Raw genomic sequence first — 16,469 nt, forward strand, 5'->3', positions numbered from 1 at the left:
AAAAGCCGTCGGAGAATGCCAGTGAAAAGTCAGGAACAATCAGAAAAATTCCCGTCATGGTGGCCTGCGACCGTCAGCAACATGTAACCGATGCCGTTCTCGAACATGTGAGTAACGATGAACTCTTCACGCAACTGGCAGGACGGATTTTACCAGGCAGCACCCTGTGCACGGATGCTCATCTGTCCCATGAAAAACTGGCAGACCAACTCAACGTGACGCTGAAAGAATTGGTCACTACGGCAGGCCAGTATGTGCGAGAGAAGGTTTATCACATTCAAACGGTCAATGCTTATCACAGTGAGCTCAAACGTTGGATTAATGGTTTTTTCAAAGGCGTAGCAACGAAATATTTATCGCGCTATCTGGGCTGGAAACGATTTTTAAAGACACATATCTTCTCGGAAGAGAGTTTGTTAGATCAGGAAGCATCTCATTGGCTTAACCCACATTTATTGTGAACAGAGCCTGTATTTTAATATTGGGGAGTGCAGATCAGGGGGAGCTAATGGTGAATAATGAAACCAAGAAAACCTAAAAGAAACTACTGGCCAAAGTACCCATGGTCAGAGCCCAGCCATCAACTAAAACAAAAAGCATAAGTTTGAAAGGCAAAGAAATCATCTGTGGGGAAAGCATAATCATACCCATAGCCATCAGAACGCTAGCAACTACCAGATCAATCACCAGAAAAGGCAGATAAATAATAAAGCCAATCTGAAAAGCAGTTTTCAGCTCACTGGTGACAAATGCAGGAATAAGAATAGAGAAAGAAATGTCTTCCGGCTTATCCGGTGGTGTCATATTAGCGATACCGAGAAACTGGACAAGGTCTGATTCCCTGGTATTGGAGAGCATAAACCCTTTAATTGGCTCAGAAGCAATCTTCATGGTCTCCAGCAAGCTAAGTTCTTCATTCAGATAAGGCGTAACAGCTGCGGCATATATGGATTCAAACACTGGCATCATAATTAGTAGCGTTAGCGACAGAGCCATACCAATGAGTACCCGGTTCGGTGGCGTCTGCTGAAGGCCAAGGGCTTGTCGAAGAATAGCGAGCACAATAATAATGCGGGTAAAACTGGTGAGCATAAGCAGAGCTGCCGGTAGAAAGCTCAGCGCTGTCATTAACAGCAGAATCTGCAGGGTTACACTGTACTGCTGACTGTCGCCATCTTTGGTCACAGTCAGTACATCCATACCCTGAGGGGCCGCGAAGGCTATTTCGGTAAAACTGGCAGCGGCAAGAACTGCCAGCAGCGAAACGGCTCGGGTCATGCGCTGTTCCGGTTCAGCAAATTAGTCAGGTAATCGGAAAACTCCGTTGTACCAACTTTGTTCGCCGGAAGTCTTTCCTGAAGAGTATGAAGACAAGTGGTTTGCTGAGCAGATACACTGAGCAAAAGCTGCTGACCACCTACTTCAACCAGACAAAGTTTGACCTGCGAAGAAAGTGGCGAACTGGCAACAACTTTAATCGGGCTCTGGCTTTGAACTTTACTCAGGTTCAGGCGCTTGCCCAATATGCCTAAGGTGACGATTAAACCAACAATGCCCAGAAGAGGAAGGCCGATTTGAATCAAATAGTTTGTCATATCAGGAAAGCTTCCTCAGGCGTTCTGATTCGCTGATAACATCAATCATGCGAATGCCGTAACGATCATTTACAACCACCACATCGGCGTAGGCGATAAGAGTACCATTCACTTTTACTTCCAAAGGTTCGGAGGCTTCTTTTTCCAGCTCGACAATAGCGCCTTTGTTCAGCCTTAATAAATCGCCCAGATTTATGCGAGTACTACCCAGCTCTAATGAAAGAGTAACGGGAATATCCAGAAGCAAACCAAGATCAGGGCTGTTAGATTCACTGCTCTCTGCCTGAATCGCATCACCGCCACCATGGGCTTTGGCTAACTCCTCAACCCCAAGGTCTTTTATCTTCTCTCCGTTATTTTGAGGTGGAAGGTTTTGTTCTCCCTCTTGGGAGGGCGTGTTTTCTTCGTCACTCATTATCCGTCCTCATCCTTGAGTTATATTGCTGCCCACGGCTTCCGGGTTTCATTCGGCGTACAATTTTCAGTGCGAGACTGTCATCAATGGTGCAGACAGTCGCTTTCAAACATGGCAGGCCAGAAACTTTCACCGTAACCTGACCGGGAATATTGGTTTGAATAATGTCTCCGGATTTCAGGTTGAGAATATCCTTCAAAACCAGATCAACCTGACACATGGTGGCGCTGATCTCGACCGGGGCCAATAGAACATTGCCGCGAAGGTTTTCTTCCCAGTAAGGATCCTGATCCGTATGGCGATAAGACTGAATACGTTCCCGAATAGGCTCCAGCGCTCGATAGGGAAGAACAATATCCAGAGTACCTTCGGTATCGGCCATTTTGATACTGAAACGGCTTACCAGTATCAACTCAGTGTCATTTGAAAACAGTGTGGAAATTGGGCTGGATTGGTTATCTTGCAATTCAATATCAAAGGGAAGAATGGTTTCCCAGGTTTCCTTCAGGTTATCCATAGCCGCACTCAGAAACTTGTTCAGCATCCGGGTTTCGGTTGTGGACATTTCCCGATCTGGAGTAATTTCTGTTGTGCCGGTGCCGCCAAAGAAAAGATCAATCAGAGCTCCGATCAGTTGATTACTAACAGTGACAAAGCCCACTGACTTGAGTGAATTTACCTTAAAAATGTGAAGGCTGTGATCTGGCGATTCTGTATTGAAATTCACAAACTTCACAGAGTCGACGCCGGTAAATTCAACTTCGGGATTATTACGAAACTGATTGTAGAGACTGAAGCGCAGCAGCTGTGCATAACGCTTATAAAGTACCGACAGGGTCGGTACCAGATCATGAATTTTATAATCCGGGTTGGTCAGGTCGAAACGCTGCAGCTTATCGAACTGGTCGCCAATATGAATCCGTTCGTTCTTGCGACTTCTGCTCAGCAGCGTTTCAATTTTCTCACTGTTCACAGCTTCTCTCCTGCAATCCTTGCAGCTAAGCGCTCTTACTCTTTAGAAAACGGCTACAACAAAAGAGGGTATCTAATTGACTATAAAACTAACCGGAATTCTTGCCAGTTTTATTAGCAGCTTTTTTTATATCGCTGTGTTTTTAATGGCTAACCCACCTTGCCAATGATTTGCACATTACGGTTGTCAGGAATTTCATTAAACGACAGAACCTGTAAGCCGTCAGTGCACAATCTTGCGTAGCGCGCCAGCAATGGCCGTAACAAAGGTGAAACAATAATGATGGGTTGCTTGCCATCGGTCTGCATCTGGCGGGTTATATCTGGCAGGTTGGTTTGTAACTGGTTAGATATATTCGGTTCCAGTGCAATGTTGTCTGGTGCAGTATTTCCTGCTTGTTGAGCCTGTTGCTGGGCTTTTAGAAGTATTTCTTCAAGCTTCTCATCAAGAGTGACAACAGGCATATCAGGTTGTGAGCCGATTAAATTTTGCACAATGCTGCGGCGCAGCGCCTCACGGATTCTCCCGGATAACAAAATAGGATCTTTGATAGTTTCGTCAGTGGCCAGCAGAGTATTGGCGATGGTGCGAATATCAGATATAGACACTCTATCGGTTAACAGCTCACGAAGAACCTGTTGCAGCTGACTCACAGATAAGCGTTTGGGAACAAGCTCTTCAGACATTTTAGGCGATTGTTTACCAAGGTTCCCCAGAAGCTGTTGAACTTCATCATGGCCAAGCAGTTCACAGGCATTCTCTTCAATGATTTTGCTCACGTGAGTTGCGATAACTGTTGGCGCATCAACAACGGTATAACCAAGGCTGGTGGCCTGTTCCTGCAATTCTTCTGTTACCCAGATTGCATCAAGTCCGTAGGCTGGGTCAGTTGTGGGAACTCCTTCGAGGTCGCCATAAACCTGTCCGGGATTAATGGCGAGATATTTACCCGGTTCAACGTCACCTTCTGCAACACTTACGCCTTGCAAGGTAATGCTGTAACCACTGGCAGGTAGAGAGAGATTATCGCGAATACGAACGCTGGGAATCAGAAAGCCCAGTCGTGCAGAAAGATTTTTACGAATACCTTTTATCTGCCCAAGCATTTGCCCACCCTGATTTTTATCCACAAGTGGAATCAGTCGAAAGCCAACTTCCAAACCAAGTGGATCAATGGAAGGAACATCTTCCCAGGTAAGAGGTGCATCACCTGTTGGTTGTGTACTGGCTGGTGTTATCTCTGTGGCCTCTTCTTCAGCCTTCCCCTTCTTGTAAATCCACCATGCTCCTCCGGCCATAGCACTGCCCAGGCTGATAAAGGCAAGGTGAGGCATGCCAGGGACAATTCCCATAATCAAAATAATTCCAGCGGTAACCGAAAGCGCACGGGGTGACGCGAACAGTTGCGTTGCAATTTGGTCGCCCATTTCAGCTGTTTCAGAAACACGGGTGACAATAATTGCAGCAGCCGTGGAAAGCAGGAGTGAAGGGATCTGGGCAACCAGGCCATCACCAATGGTGAGCAGAGAGAAAACATTAAAGGCATCACCAAAGGTCATGCCGTATTTGATGGTACCAATCAGCAAACCACCAATAATATTGATGCCGAGAATCAGCAAGCCAGCAATGGCATCGCCACGCACAAATTTGCTGGCACCATCCATGGCACCGTAAAAGTCAGCTTCACTGGTAACCTGCTTACGACGTTCCAGTGCCTGTTCCTGATTAATCAGACCGGCATTCAGGTCGGCATCTATCGCCATCTGTTTGCCGGGTAATGCATCCAAGGTAAAACGGGCAGATACTTCTGAAATACGGCCCGCACCTTTGGTCACTACTACAAAGTTGATAATTACCAGAATGGCGAATACTACAATACCCACCACGTAGCTGTTACCAACAACCACTTCACCAAAGGCCTGAATGACCTTACCAGCCGCATCACTGCCGTTATAACCTTGAAGCAACACGACACGAGTGGAAGCAACGTTCAGTCCCAGACGTAATAGGGTTGCTACAAGCAGCAATGTTGGGAACACAGCAAAGTCGAGAGGACGCTTTGCATAGATACTCACCAGCAGCACCAGCAAAGACAGCGCAATATTAAAAGTGAAAAACATATCCAGCAGAAAGGGCGGAACCGGCAATGTCATCATCGCCATCAGGATCAGCACCATTATTGGTATGCCAATCTGAAGCTTTCCTACTTTTGCCATAAAGCCCGTTGGGGCCGCAGCCTGTTCTGCCATGCTCTCAGTCCTTGAGGTTCTTTATTTTTATCGCCGAAGATGCGATGGAATATCAAACTCGTTGGGTAACGGTGTTGGTTCTGGCCCCAGCCCGGCGCTGAATTGCCGAAGCCTGTACACATAAGCCAGTATCTGGGCAATCGCCATATACAAATCTGCCGCCACTTCTTGATTCAGTTTGGTTGAATAGTAGATGGCGCGGGTTAAAGCAGGTGATTGTACAACCGGGCGCTCATGAGCATTGGCCACTTCAATGATTTTCATGGCGATGTCATCGACTCCCCGGGCAATAACAAAAGGCGCCTTGGCTTTTTGGGAATCGTATTTTAAAGCCACAGCGTAATGAGTCGGGTTTCGGATGATCACATCAGCTTTGGGCACTTCCTGCATCATCCGGCGGTTAGCCTGTTCCCGCTGAATGTCGCGGATACGGCTTTTCAGTTCTGGGCGGCCATCAGTATCTTTCTGTTCATCTTTCAGTTCCTGTTTGGTCATACGTAGCTTTTTAACGTGCTGCCATTTCTGGAACGGAATATCGATTACAGCAATCAAAGCCAGGGCAAAGGCGTAAGTCAAAACCCCCGTTCCTGCCAGCATCAGGCTGTGCATAAGTGCTGGGCGAACGGATTGTCGGTTTAAAGAAATCAGCTCAGGCCATTCATTAACAATAACCAGAACCAATGTGCCGACAACCAGTGAGACTTTCAGAATGGACTTAAACAGTTCAACCAGAGAGCGAATGGAAAAGATGCGTTTGATGCCCTGAATAGGGCTGATCCGTGAAATTTTGGGTTGATATTGTTTATGTGAAAACGCCCAGCCGCCCATTAGCAAGCTACCAACAAGTACTGAGAAAAGAATCACGGCAAATACTGGCAAAAGAGCACTGATTCCCATGAGTACACTTTCACCCAGGTGGCGAGCCATATGGGATGTATCCAGTAAAATTTCAGGACGTAAATCCAGATTTTGGGTAAACAGTTGTTGGAATTTACCAGACATAAACGGGCTGAAAGCCATTATGGCTGATACGCCCCCAAGAAACATACAGGTAGTCACCAGTTCCCGGGATCGGGGAACCTCGCCATCCTTTTTAGCTTTCTCGAGTTTTCGTTGACTGGGTTCTTCTGTACGCTCCTGTGAGCTGTTCTGATCTTCAGCCATAGGCGATCATCACAGAAAGCTTCGAAAGAGCCTGATTGGTCAGCTCGGTAAATAAACCGGGTAAACCTGACACCGATACTGCCAGTACAATCAGCCCAGCCATCATGCTCATGGGGAAACCAAGGGAGAAAACATTCAGCTGAGGTGCTGCTCGATTCATAACACCGAAGGCAATATTTACCAGTAGCATGGTGGTTATGGCTGGCAGAGCAATCAGTATGGCCGCTCCCAGTGCCCAGCTCACCTGCACTGTCAGGGTATGTAGATCAAGAGTCGTACTGGTAACTGGGCCAATGGGGAGGGCAGTAAAACTGTTGGCAAGAACATTGATAACAATCAGGTGGCCATCCACAGCCAAGAACATCAACGTTGCCATGATCTGATAAAGTTGGGCAATAATCGGAATGTTCACACCGTTAACCGGGTCATACATCATCGCCATTCCCAAGCCCATTTGCAGGGAGACCATTTGCCCGGCCACGGCAAAAATGGAAAAATAAACATGCAGCAGAAGACCGCCCATGCCGCCAATAAAGATCTGTTGAAGAGTTATCCGCAGGCTTTCTGGGGACAACGGTTCAACAACCGGCATGGTTGGCAAAAGTGGAGCAATTAATAACGTAATTGCCACAGCAAGAAGCAGGCGTACCTGTGCAGGCACCAGTGCGGAGCCAATAATCGGCATAGTCATCAGCAACCCGACTACACGGAATAGTGGCCAGATAAATTGTCCAATCCATCCTGTCAGTTGTGCGGTGGTTAATTCCATTGATGAAGCCTGTTAATAAATTAATTCCGGAATCACGGTATACATTCGCTGAAATAGCTCCATAAATTCCCGAATCAGCCAGTGGCCGGCCAAACCAATAGTGACAAGGGTTGCCAGCAGTCGGGGCAGGAAACTCAGAGTCTGTTCATTTATCTGAGTGGCGGCCTGAAAAATACTTACCACCAGGCCCAGCAGCATTCCCGGCCCGATAATGACTGAGACGATGATAACGATCATGGTTAGAACATCCCTGAGAAGATCGACAACGATTTCTGGTGTCATTCTTGTTGTTCCATCGCTTCGGGGTTGTTGAACGTCACTTCGTTCGACAATCAATGGTGCATAGATAAAGGAAGCAGCGTTATTTCAAATTGAAACAACCGATAAGCCTTTTAATTCCCTTCAATTATCAATCTAGAACTGGTGTCAGAATCTGCAACAGGGCAAACATTATTTCACTGTTGAGTTGTTTTTTTTGTCAAAAAAAATGTGAAAATTCAGAGGCTTTTATTCGAAATAAATACAAACTCTCCTATTAAGCCCCGCAGAAATTTAACCGAACAGTTAAGTGTTGGGCTTGGTGCGCATTGATGTCTTGTACCGAGCCTGAATTATCACAAGGGGTAACAAAAGCCCTAATCCATGGATGGAGAGTGAATAAATGTCCTTTTCGGTAAATACAAACGTATTCTCGCTGAATGCTCAAAGAAACTTACAAAGTTCTCAAGCTGGACTGCAAACAGCACTACAGCGCTTGTCTTCAGGTTCACGTATTAATAGTGCCAAAGACGATGCTGCTGGTTTGCAGATTGCCAACCGTTTGACCTCGCAGGTTCGAGGTCTTGCAGTTGCTGTACGGAATGCCAACGATGGTATTTCTCTGGCGCAGACAGCAGAAGGCGCATTGCAGGAATCAACAAATATCTTGCAGAGACTGAGAGAGCTATCACTTCAGTCTGCAAATGGTACGAATGGGGCAGCGCAGAGAGATGCTTTGGATCTTGAAGCCCAGGCTCTCACGACAGAGCTTACACGTATTGCAGACAATACAACCTTCGGTGGCCGAAATGTTCTTGATGGATCTTTCTCTGCGGTAAACTTCCAGATAGGTGCAGATGCTAACCAAACAGTTGCTCTGACTATTGCTGACGCTGACGCCGCAGCCTTGGGTGTCGACGCTATAGATATTGGTGACGGCGGTGATGCTCAAGCAGCAATCGGTTTGATTGATACTGCACTGCAGACTGTGGATACCCAGAGAGCGACTCTTGGTGCTTTTCAAAACAGGCTCACTTCGACAATCTCAAACTTATCCAATATTAGCGAGAACGCTTCTGCTTCCAGAGGCCGTATTCAGGATGCAGATTTTGCAGTGGAGACAGCAAACCTGGCTAAGTATCAGGTGCTGCAACAGGCTGGTACTGCAATCCTGTCTCAGGCTAACGCTACAACTCAGAACGTATTGTCTCTGCTGCGTTAATAGCTTTGAGATAAAAAGTCAGCTTTTGTTGGTTTTTAGCTGGCTCAGAATAGGCGAGGAAGTGTATTCCTCGTCTATTCTTTTTTTTGGGAAGCCGTATCTCTCTAAAGCTCCATAAAGTATTCACAGTAATAAACGCCAGGTACGGCCATGCTACAGTTATCCGGTTTAGTTTCAGGCATTGATACCCAGTCTCTGGTCAATACAATTGTTCAGGCCGAGCGGGCACCTCGTCAATCTTCAATTCAGCGCCAACAGCAACAGGATACTGTAGAGCTCTCTGCCCTTGGGCAATTGCAATCTGCTATTAACGGTTTTCATTCGGCTATTGAGAAACTGGGGGAGTCTGAAGCTTTTAATGGGCGGAGAGCGACCTTTAGCAATTCGGAGGCGCTGGATGTTGCTCTGACTAATAATGCTGTAACCGGCAGCTACTCCTTCACTGTTCAACAGTTAGCCACTAATCAGCAACAGGCTACAGCTGGTTTTGCTGAAGGTGCTACTTTTGGTGCCGGTAATCTGGTGCTCACAGTAAATGGTGAAAGCCTAACACTCACGCTAGACAGTGCAAATAACACTTTGGCTGACATTCGGGATGCCATAAACAGCGCAGATAATAACCCCGGTGCTTCCGCCACCATTATTAACAATGGTAACCAGCAAAGATTGTTGATTAATAGCACTAGAACCGGTGCAGACTATGGAGTAGTTATTGATGCGTCTGATCTGACAGCTGGTGCAGGCGATTTAAATCTTACAACTGGCCTCAGTGAGTTGCAGGAGGCAGCCAATGCAAGAATTGTGATTGGTGATCCGGCCAACCCTAACAGTATTGTCATCGAGCATAGCGATAACAGTATTGAAGGTGTGGTAGACGGCGTGACCCTCAATTTAAAAGAAATCAGCACCACGCCGGTGAGTGTGGATATCTCTCTAGATAAATCCAGTTCTGAAGATGCAATACAGGGTTTTGTTTCTGCCTACAACGAACTTACCAGGACGGTAAACAGCTTAACTCGTTTCACTGAAGGTCAGGGCAGCTCTGCACTTACTGGCGATGCAACTGTTCGCTCTCTGGTCAGTTCAGTGCGCAATATTCTGAGTGATAGTATCGAGGTAAACGGCCAATCCCTCCGGCTGGCTGATTTTGGTATTAAGACGGCTACCGATGGCACTTTGGAAACAGATAGCGCCAAACTCAGTGAGGCTGTGCAGCAGAACTTCTCTGCTCTGCAGGGCTTTTTCGCTAGTGATAATGGCCTTTCGGGAAAAATGACTACACTTCTTGACCGCTATGATTCCAGTACCGGCATTGTTAAAGAGCGCATGGATCGGCTTGATGAAAATATTAAGGGTCTGGATCGCGAGCTGGAAGATCTTGATCTTCGGATTGAACAGGTACGCAGGTATTGGGAAAGTCGCTTTTTGTCTATGGAACGTGCATTGAGCCAGTTTAATAGTACCAGCAGTTTTTTGACCAATAATCTGAACAGCCTAAACAGTAACGATAGATAACGGAAATCGAGCTTTATGGATACTAGTGGACTCGCAGCGTATCGCAAGGTTCAGAACAATGCTCAGGCGGAAGTGGCTGACCCGTATAAATTGATTCAACTGTTGTTTAAAGAGTTGATGACATCCCTTTTTCAGGCAAAAGGTTGCATGGAGCGTGGGCATCTCTCTGAAAAGGGGGATTTAATTGCTCACTGCGTCGAAATCATCCTGGCTCTTAATGAATCTCTCAATATTGAAGCTGGTGGTGAAATGGCCGAAAACCTTCGCAACCTCTATCACTACAGTGTACGTCAGCTGTTAGCAGCAGGGCCGGAGAACAGTCTTGAGAAGCTGGATGAAGTCACCAATCTGATGAAACAGATTCAGGAAGCCTGGAATGGTATCGGGCAAAAGGCCCCTGGAAATATTCCAGCCATAAATGCTGAAAGTGGATCAGTGTCCAGTGGGGTCAATGGTCATGCCTGATATTGGTGTTGAGCAGGTTCGGGAGGCCAAAGCTGAGCTTCAGGATGCCTGGGAGAACAGGGACTGGAGTAAACTGATGACTCGGGAGAAGAGTGTTCGCCTATTGGCAGAAAATATTTTTGCCAGCCAGGTACCTGATGGCGAGCTCAGAAAAGAGCTCTTTTCACTGCAGCAGCAATATTTAGATATTGTTACAGATATGAATGAAGAGCGAGCCCAACTGAAAGAATTGCTGATTCAGAGTGGAAGTCGATTAAATGCGGTTCAACAGTATCGAATGACCGGACAGCTGAAAAACAGTTAATAACAGATACAGATCATGGATGAATCACCAGCCGCGCAGGTAGCGCCAGTTTTACCCCAGGCACTTCCGCTGAGTTCTCAGCTTGGAGTGTCTTTGGGTATGGGCGGTGTAAGTCTTTCTAGCCATCGAACAATATCCACAGAACTTCGTTTTCTTCCCCATGCTGAAAGCGGTACAACGTCCGAGACACTGTCTTTTGCAGATTATTTTGATAGTGCGCTGAGTGCTCCTCTGGATAATCAACTGCAGTCTGTTCCAGCCTTACGGAGTGACTCGGTTTCGGGTAGGGTGCTGCAGAATTCTCAGCAAGCTCTTGTGTCACCACTCCCACATGTGAGTACATCCGTTTCATCACAGATGCGCCAACCCCAGTCACCGATAGGTTTTGAATCTTCTGTGTTAAGACAGGCAGGAGAAACAGCACTTAAAGAACAAATCACAACACCGGCAGATATTAAGCCGGTTATAACTGAACAGGTTCGGCTTCAGGATGAACCGGTCGATACCCAGAGGCTTACCCAGCAACGAGTCGAGCTTCAACAGAAAGCGGAGGTTCCAGAGTTACTGAAATCTTTGCAAATTTCGCCTGACATTTCTGGCCTTGATCTACCGGAGTCTGTACTTGATCAGAAACTGTTGCAGAACACATTGAGTGCTTTAAAGGTGGAAACTTCACCTCTTTTAATGGTTTCTTCGTCGTCTCAGCCATCCGCACTGGTTGCTACTGTTCATGCTCAAAATGCTGACATATCTGCTGCTGTTTTGCCTTCCCAGCCAACCGACTCTGTGGGTGTAGAAACGTCTGGAGACAGAAAGGTGCTGGAGTTGAGTGAATCCCGCTCGTTCCAGGACCTTCTTTCCCGCCAGTCTCTGAAGGGAGATCAAATGGGGGAACGACTTATGGTTATGCTAAACAGAGATCAACGTAACGCCACTCTGCGAATGGATCCTCCAGAGCTGGGGCAGCTGAAAGTTATGCTGAATGTCGATGGTGACCAGGTCTCTGTCCAGTTTCAGGCTGGCAACACGCAACTCCGGGATATGCTTAACCAACAGGTTGACCGGTTGCGGCAGTTCTTTGAGCAGCTGCAGATGAATCTGGTGAATGTGGATATTTCCCATGATCGTGGACTCGCCCAAAACGGTTTCCAGCACTCTGAGCAGGAGAATATGGCTCAGGAAACCGGCGCTTCTCCCGATGAAAGTAGTGTGAATCTCGAATATTCGGTTTCATCCGGTACCGAACGTATTCAGCAGGGATTGCTTGATATTTACGTGTAAAAGACAGGGAGCTTCAAATGGCTGAAGAAGATCAGGAAGAAGGCCAGAGCACAGAAAAAGAAACGGGAAAAGAAAAAGGCAAGGGCTCTTCCAAGCTTATCATGATCATCGCCATAGTTAGCGTATTGCTGATTGGAGGCGGAGCCGCAGCTTATTTCTTTCTGATGAAATCTGCCGGAGATCAAGCCGCAGAGGCAGCTGTTGTCCCTAAAGCTCTTTTCTTTGAACTTGAGCCTTTTGTGGTTTCTCTCACTGGGGAGCGAAAATCTCATTATATGCAGCTTGAGCTTGCCCTTCTTACCAGAGATCAGGGTATGGTCACTATTCTGGAAGAAAACACCCCTCTGATCCGCAATGCCCTGATCCAGAATATGAGTGGTATGGCCTATCAGGATACCTTGCTGGTTGATGCGCCAAACAGAATTCGGGCTTCAGCCCTGGTGAAAGTTCGGGAATTGTTAAATGAGCAGGGTGGTGAGCAGATTGAAGATGTTCTGATTGTTAATGTTGTGATTCAGTAGCATCGGGCTCTGACAGTGAAAGCAGCCAGCGAAGGAATTCTGGCCTACAAGAATCAGAGCCAAAACTCTGTAGATGTGCTGGTTCGCAAGCATCTGGCGCTGGTGCGAAAGATAGCTTTGCACCTGGTCAGCACAGTTGGTCACGTGGCGTCTGTAGATGATTTAATGCAGTCTGGGCTGGTCGGTTTGATTGAAGCTGCTGGCCGCTACGATGCAACGCAACAAGCCTCCTTTGAACAGTTTGCCCGGCACCGAATTCACGGAGCCATGATTGATATGGTTCGCCAGGGCGACTGGCGACCTCGCCGAACCCGCGAAGAAACTCAAAAACTTTCCCGAACTACCGCTGTATTGGAAAAGACTCTGGGGCGCCCGCCTCATGATCGAGAGGTTGCCGAAGCTCTCGGCCTGTCTCTTGAAAAGTATCAGAACATGCTTGCTAGCACCCACTCTGCTCGCTTGATCAGTTTCGATGAGGTTCTGGAATCTGGTGGCGAGCCCTCAGACTATGAAGATGAACTCGCCACCAGCATTTTTCAGCATTGTGAACAGGGCGCATTGGCCGATGCATTAAAAGAGCTTCCGGAAAGAAGCCAGCAGCTGTTTAACCTGTATTACGTGCAGGAAATGAATATGAAGGAGATAGGTTTGGTTTTTGATATTTCAGAAGCCAGAGTGTGTCAGCTCCATGCTCAGGGACTGAAAAAACTGAAAACCATTCTCAAGGACTGGAGTCAGTAACATGTTTAAGCTCGCCGGTTTTATTATTCTGATCGCCAGTATCCTCGGTGGATTTGTACTCGCCCACGGTAAATTAATAAGTCTGTGGCAGCCCTATGAAATTTTGATTATTGCCGGTGGTGCCTTTGGTGCGTTCTGTCTGGCCCATCCATGGAAAGTGGTGGCGGCTTCCGGGCGTCATATTTGTTTTACCCTTACCGGTACAGGGTATAACCAGAAATATTATGAAGCTCTGTTACAACTTCTGAACCAGCTGTTTGAAGTGTCTCGTAAACAAGGTGGCCGTAAAGCTCTGGAAGAACATATCGAAAATGTGGGCAGCAGCGATATATTCAAAAGCTATCCCCGCATTACCAAAACTCCTCAGACCATGTTGTTTATTACTGACAATATTCGCCTGTCGTTAGTGGATAACCTTGATACCCACAATTTCGAAGCTCTGATGGAGCATGAAATTGAAACCTACGAGTCAGAGTTGTCCAGACCCGGAATGGCCCTTCAGGAAATTGCCGATGCCTTGCCCGGGTTTGGAATTATGGCGGCGGTATTGGGTATCGTAATTACTATGCAATCTCTGGATGGTCCTCCCGATCAGCTTGGTCTTCACATTGCCGCAGCATTGGTGGGAACCTTTATGGGGGTATTTTTAGGTTACGGTGTTGTTGGTCCTATAGCTTCCTCTATTACTCATTCCATTCATTATGAAATTAAAGCCCTTGAGTGCATAAAAGCGGCTTTGGTCAGTAACCGTCATGGCACGCCTCCAGCCATGGCCGTTGAAGCCGGGCGTAAAGTCCTCTGCACGGAAAGCCGACCGTCCTTTGAAGAGATGGAGAAGATCCTCGAAGGGTAACCTTTGGGATAAATCCCCATGAGCAAGGATAAGCCAACAATCATTGTTGTTAAAAAAAACAGAGGCCGACATGGTGGACACCATGGCGGCTCCTGGAAGGTAGCGATTGCGGATTTCGCCATCGCAATGATGGCGCTATTCCTTGTACTCTGGCTGCTCAGTGTGACCGATGATGAGCAAAAAGCCGCTATTGCTGCTTACTTCGAGGATCCGGGAACCTTTATGAAAGCGGGCTCGGCTCATCCAATAGATTTGGGTGGCTCTCCCAATATTATTCGCAGAGTGGATAACGTCGGCCCCAGTATGAAAGGGAAAGATGGAACCGAAGTTGTTGGTGATCTACAGGCTCCTCAACGAGGTGAAAAAGCGGACTTTGAAGAGCTGGTAAAACAGCTTCAGCAGATGTTGAGTGGAGAAATGGATGATCGTCATCTCGATGAATATGTGTTTATGGAAGTACTGCCAGAAGGTTTAAGGCTGGTTATTCTGGATCACAATGAAGAGCATATGTTTGAACGCGGCAGTGCTCGATTAAATCCATTCTATGAGGATCTGCTGCTGGCTTTGGCCAAGGTTCTGAAGAAGATCACTAACCCAATTATGGTGAGTGGTCATACCGATGCTACCAAAACAAACATTTACCGTTACAGCAACTGGAATCTGTCTGGTGAGAGGGCACTGGTTGCCCAGAAAATCTTGAGCTTTGGCGGTGTCACAGACGATCACTTCATAATGGTTGCCGCACTGTCTGATCACGAACCCAGGATTCCTGATAATCCGGAAGATGGCTCAAACCGGCGAGTTGAATTAATGGTGTTGAACCACAATATGGCTTCCCGGATTAAGAGACTTTTTGCTCCAATTCAGGACAATGGCTTACCGAAAGAAAATCTGATCCCGCAGGCAGATATTGATGCGGCAGATCAAGAGGCTTATTCCAACCAGCTGCCGAAAATTCTGAGGCCAGAGTAACCAGAAAATCTGAAATTAATAAAATAGATAATTGGCGACTATCAAGGAAGATATCGCTTCACCTATGTAGTTAAATCATTTGGCTGCTATCAATGGCCAGTTTTTGGTATTCCAATTTTCCAGTATTGTTCTTTTTCCTTCAGAAAATTTTCTGCATGGCGTTCAGCGTTTCGTAAACCTCATAGGGTCTGTAATGAAACCACTGAGCCGGTGAACGCCCCCTAGTGATTAGTGAGACTGACAATACCTTTTCCAATCACTTCAGCGGTAATGACTTTTCCGGATGACATATTACGAATCTGGATTTGATCTCCCAGGGAGCCAGACTCCAGAGCCTGGCCTTTCATCGATACCGAAAATCCTGAACTTTTCACCTGAATGCGAACGGTTTTGTTTCTTTCCACCATCTCGGGTTGGGAAGTCATGGAAGGTTGTATTATTTTCCCCGGGCTGATCTGCCTGCGGCTATTAAGCCCTGCAACTTGGCGAGGGTTTGAGAAATACTTGCCGCGAACTTTCAGAATGTTTTCTTCTTCGGTAGTTAGGTCAGCTATGGAAATCCGGCTATTTCTTTCAATTTTGTGCATACTTTTCACAACTGTGCGATAAATCAAAACTTCAGCCCTGACATTTAAAGACCATACTGGGCTTTCACAAGAAACTTTGCGCGTCATTCTGGATGTGATCGTGCCGCTTGAACCAATAGCGCTGACGGCAGGATTATGGGAACAGAGAGGGAGTTTCAAAGCAGGAAGTGGGGCCAGCTGAATAGCATATTTTTTACTGCCAAGATTCTTCGCGTAGCTGGCTATGGCTTTGTTTAAATGTTTAGTAACAGCCATCTCAACCTGTTCATTGACGGTTTGCGCATGAGTAAAAGAGCTAAGCAATATCAGTGAGAAGATGCCGGCTATTCTGAAAACCCAATATTTCATCTCTTTCCCCAATTTCCTCAATCTTATTTTTTAGGCGGAATTGTCATGCCGCTGAAACCGGAACGCGGCTTCCGCTTTTCGTCGTTTATTATTTCACCTTAAACCAGCACTGGGTTTCTTCAAGGTAATGAGAGGCTCTGGCTGGGTACCTCCTCAAAAACCAATGAATAAAATAAAAGCTGGCACGGATATCGCAACAGATATCGCAACAGATATCGCAACAGATATCGCAACAGA

19 protein-coding genes are annotated in these 16,469 nt (G+C 46.8%); 10 read left to right on the top strand and 9 right to left on the bottom strand.

All coding sequences use genetic code 11. The features are described 5' to 3' along the window. Positions 1-461 (top strand): IS1595 family transposase (locus QMA35_RS18530; RefSeq protein WP_281645522.1); only part of this gene is annotated, 461 nt, incomplete at its 5' end. 73 nt (positions 462-534) lie between these two features. On the opposite strand, the gene fliP is transcribed toward QMA35_RS18530, so the two are convergent. From fliP to QMA35_RS18570, 8 genes are all read right to left on the bottom strand, one after another. Further along, positions 535-1,278 (bottom strand): flagellar type III secretion system pore protein FliP, encoded by a 744-nt coding sequence (gene fliP, locus QMA35_RS18535; RefSeq protein ID WP_281648641.1) that lies wholly within the window; start codon positions 1,276-1,278, stop codon positions 535-537. Further along, the gene (locus tag QMA35_RS18540; RefSeq protein ID WP_281648642.1) at positions 1,275-1,595 is read right to left on the bottom strand and encodes a flagellar biosynthetic protein FliO; all 321 of its coding nucleotides are present in this window, start codon (positions 1,593-1,595) and stop codon (positions 1,275-1,277) included. The genes fliP and QMA35_RS18540 overlap by 4 nt, the downstream gene beginning before the upstream one ends. Before the next feature lies 1 nt (position 1,596). Further along, complete coding sequence (gene fliN / locus QMA35_RS18545; protein ID WP_281648643.1) at positions 1,597-2,010, bottom strand: flagellar motor switch protein FliN; 414 nt, start codon at positions 2,008-2,010, stop codon at positions 1,597-1,599. Further along, on the bottom strand, positions 2,003-2,983 hold the full coding sequence (locus QMA35_RS18550; RefSeq protein WP_281648644.1) for a FliM/FliN family flagellar motor switch protein: 981 nt from the start codon (positions 2,981-2,983) through the stop codon (positions 2,003-2,005). Before QMA35_RS18550 ends, fliN begins: the two co-directional genes overlap by 8 nt. A 149-nt stretch (positions 2,984-3,132) precedes the next feature. Continuing rightward, a complete protein-coding gene (flhA, locus tag QMA35_RS18555; protein ID WP_281648645.1) occupies positions 3,133-5,232 on the bottom strand; it encodes a flagellar biosynthesis protein FlhA in 2,100 nt (699 codons plus the stop codon). 27 nt (positions 5,233-5,259) lie between these two features. After that, positions 5,260-6,396 carry a flagellar biosynthesis protein FlhB gene (gene flhB / locus QMA35_RS18560; RefSeq protein ID WP_281648646.1) on the bottom strand — a complete coding sequence of 379 codons (1,137 nt, stop codon included), beginning with the start codon at positions 6,394-6,396 and terminating at the stop codon, positions 5,260-5,262. Further along, the gene (gene fliR / locus QMA35_RS18565) at positions 6,389-7,165 is read right to left on the bottom strand and encodes a flagellar biosynthetic protein FliR (RefSeq protein WP_281648647.1); all 777 of its coding nucleotides are present in this window, start codon (positions 7,163-7,165) and stop codon (positions 6,389-6,391) included. The genes flhB and fliR overlap by 8 nt, the downstream gene beginning before the upstream one ends. 12 nt (positions 7,166-7,177) lie before the next feature. Further along, positions 7,178-7,447: a flagellar biosynthetic protein FliQ gene (locus QMA35_RS18570; protein WP_281648648.1), complete on the bottom strand. Its 270-nt coding sequence runs from the start codon at positions 7,445-7,447 to the stop codon at positions 7,178-7,180. Between the two features lie 379 nt (positions 7,448-7,826). Between QMA35_RS18570 and QMA35_RS18575 the strand changes: the two genes are divergently transcribed. The 9 genes from QMA35_RS18575 (at position 7,827) to QMA35_RS18615 (ending at position 15,297) form a co-directional block, all read left to right on the top strand. Beyond that, positions 7,827-8,645 (top strand): flagellin domain-containing protein, encoded by an 819-nt coding sequence (locus tag QMA35_RS18575; RefSeq protein WP_281648649.1) that lies wholly within the window; start codon positions 7,827-7,829, stop codon positions 8,643-8,645. Between the two features lie 150 nt (positions 8,646-8,795). Then, positions 8,796-10,160, top strand: coding sequence for a flagellar filament capping protein FliD (gene fliD, locus QMA35_RS18580; protein WP_281648650.1), 1,365 nt, complete (start codon positions 8,796-8,798; stop codon positions 10,158-10,160). A 15-nt stretch (positions 10,161-10,175) separates the two neighbouring features. Beyond that, positions 10,176-10,625 (top strand): flagellar export chaperone FliS, encoded by a 450-nt coding sequence (fliS, locus tag QMA35_RS18585; protein WP_281648651.1) that lies wholly within the window; start codon positions 10,176-10,178, stop codon positions 10,623-10,625. Next, the gene (locus QMA35_RS18590) at positions 10,618-10,929 is read left to right on the top strand and encodes a hypothetical protein (RefSeq protein ID WP_281648652.1); all 312 of its coding nucleotides are present in this window, start codon (positions 10,618-10,620) and stop codon (positions 10,927-10,929) included. Before fliS ends, QMA35_RS18590 begins: the two co-directional genes overlap by 8 nt. A gap of 15 nt (positions 10,930-10,944) precedes the next feature. Next, the gene (locus QMA35_RS18595) at positions 10,945-12,210 is read left to right on the top strand and encodes a flagellar hook-length control protein FliK (protein ID WP_281648653.1); all 1,266 of its coding nucleotides are present in this window, start codon (positions 10,945-10,947) and stop codon (positions 12,208-12,210) included. Between the two features lie 17 nt (positions 12,211-12,227). Then, entirely contained in the window at positions 12,228-12,731 is a 504-nt protein-coding gene (locus tag QMA35_RS18600; protein WP_281648654.1) for a flagellar basal body-associated FliL family protein, read from the top strand. A gap of 15 nt (positions 12,732-12,746) precedes the next feature. Then, entirely contained in the window at positions 12,747-13,472 is a 726-nt protein-coding gene (fliA, locus tag QMA35_RS18605) for an RNA polymerase sigma factor FliA (RefSeq protein WP_281648655.1), read from the top strand. Between the two features lies 1 nt (position 13,473). After that, the gene (gene motA / locus QMA35_RS18610) at positions 13,474-14,325 is read left to right on the top strand and encodes a flagellar motor stator protein MotA (protein ID WP_281648656.1); all 852 of its coding nucleotides are present in this window, start codon (positions 13,474-13,476) and stop codon (positions 14,323-14,325) included. An 18-nt stretch (positions 14,326-14,343) separates the two neighbouring features. After that, positions 14,344-15,297, top strand: a complete 954-nt coding sequence (locus QMA35_RS18615) for a flagellar motor protein MotB (RefSeq protein WP_281648657.1) — start codon at positions 14,344-14,346, stop codon at positions 15,295-15,297. 221 nt (positions 15,298-15,518) lie between these two features. Here QMA35_RS18615 and flgA read toward each other — a convergent pair whose 3' ends face one another. Continuing rightward, a complete protein-coding gene (gene flgA, locus QMA35_RS18620) occupies positions 15,519-16,139 on the bottom strand; it encodes a flagellar basal body P-ring formation chaperone FlgA (RefSeq protein WP_281648658.1) in 621 nt (206 codons plus the stop codon). Between the last annotated feature and the right edge of the window lie 330 nt (positions 16,140-16,469).

Source organism: Parendozoicomonas sp. Alg238-R29 (assembly GCF_947331445.1).
In the GTDB taxonomy this organism is placed as follows: domain Bacteria; phylum Pseudomonadota; class Gammaproteobacteria; order Pseudomonadales; family Endozoicomonadaceae; genus Sansalvadorimonas.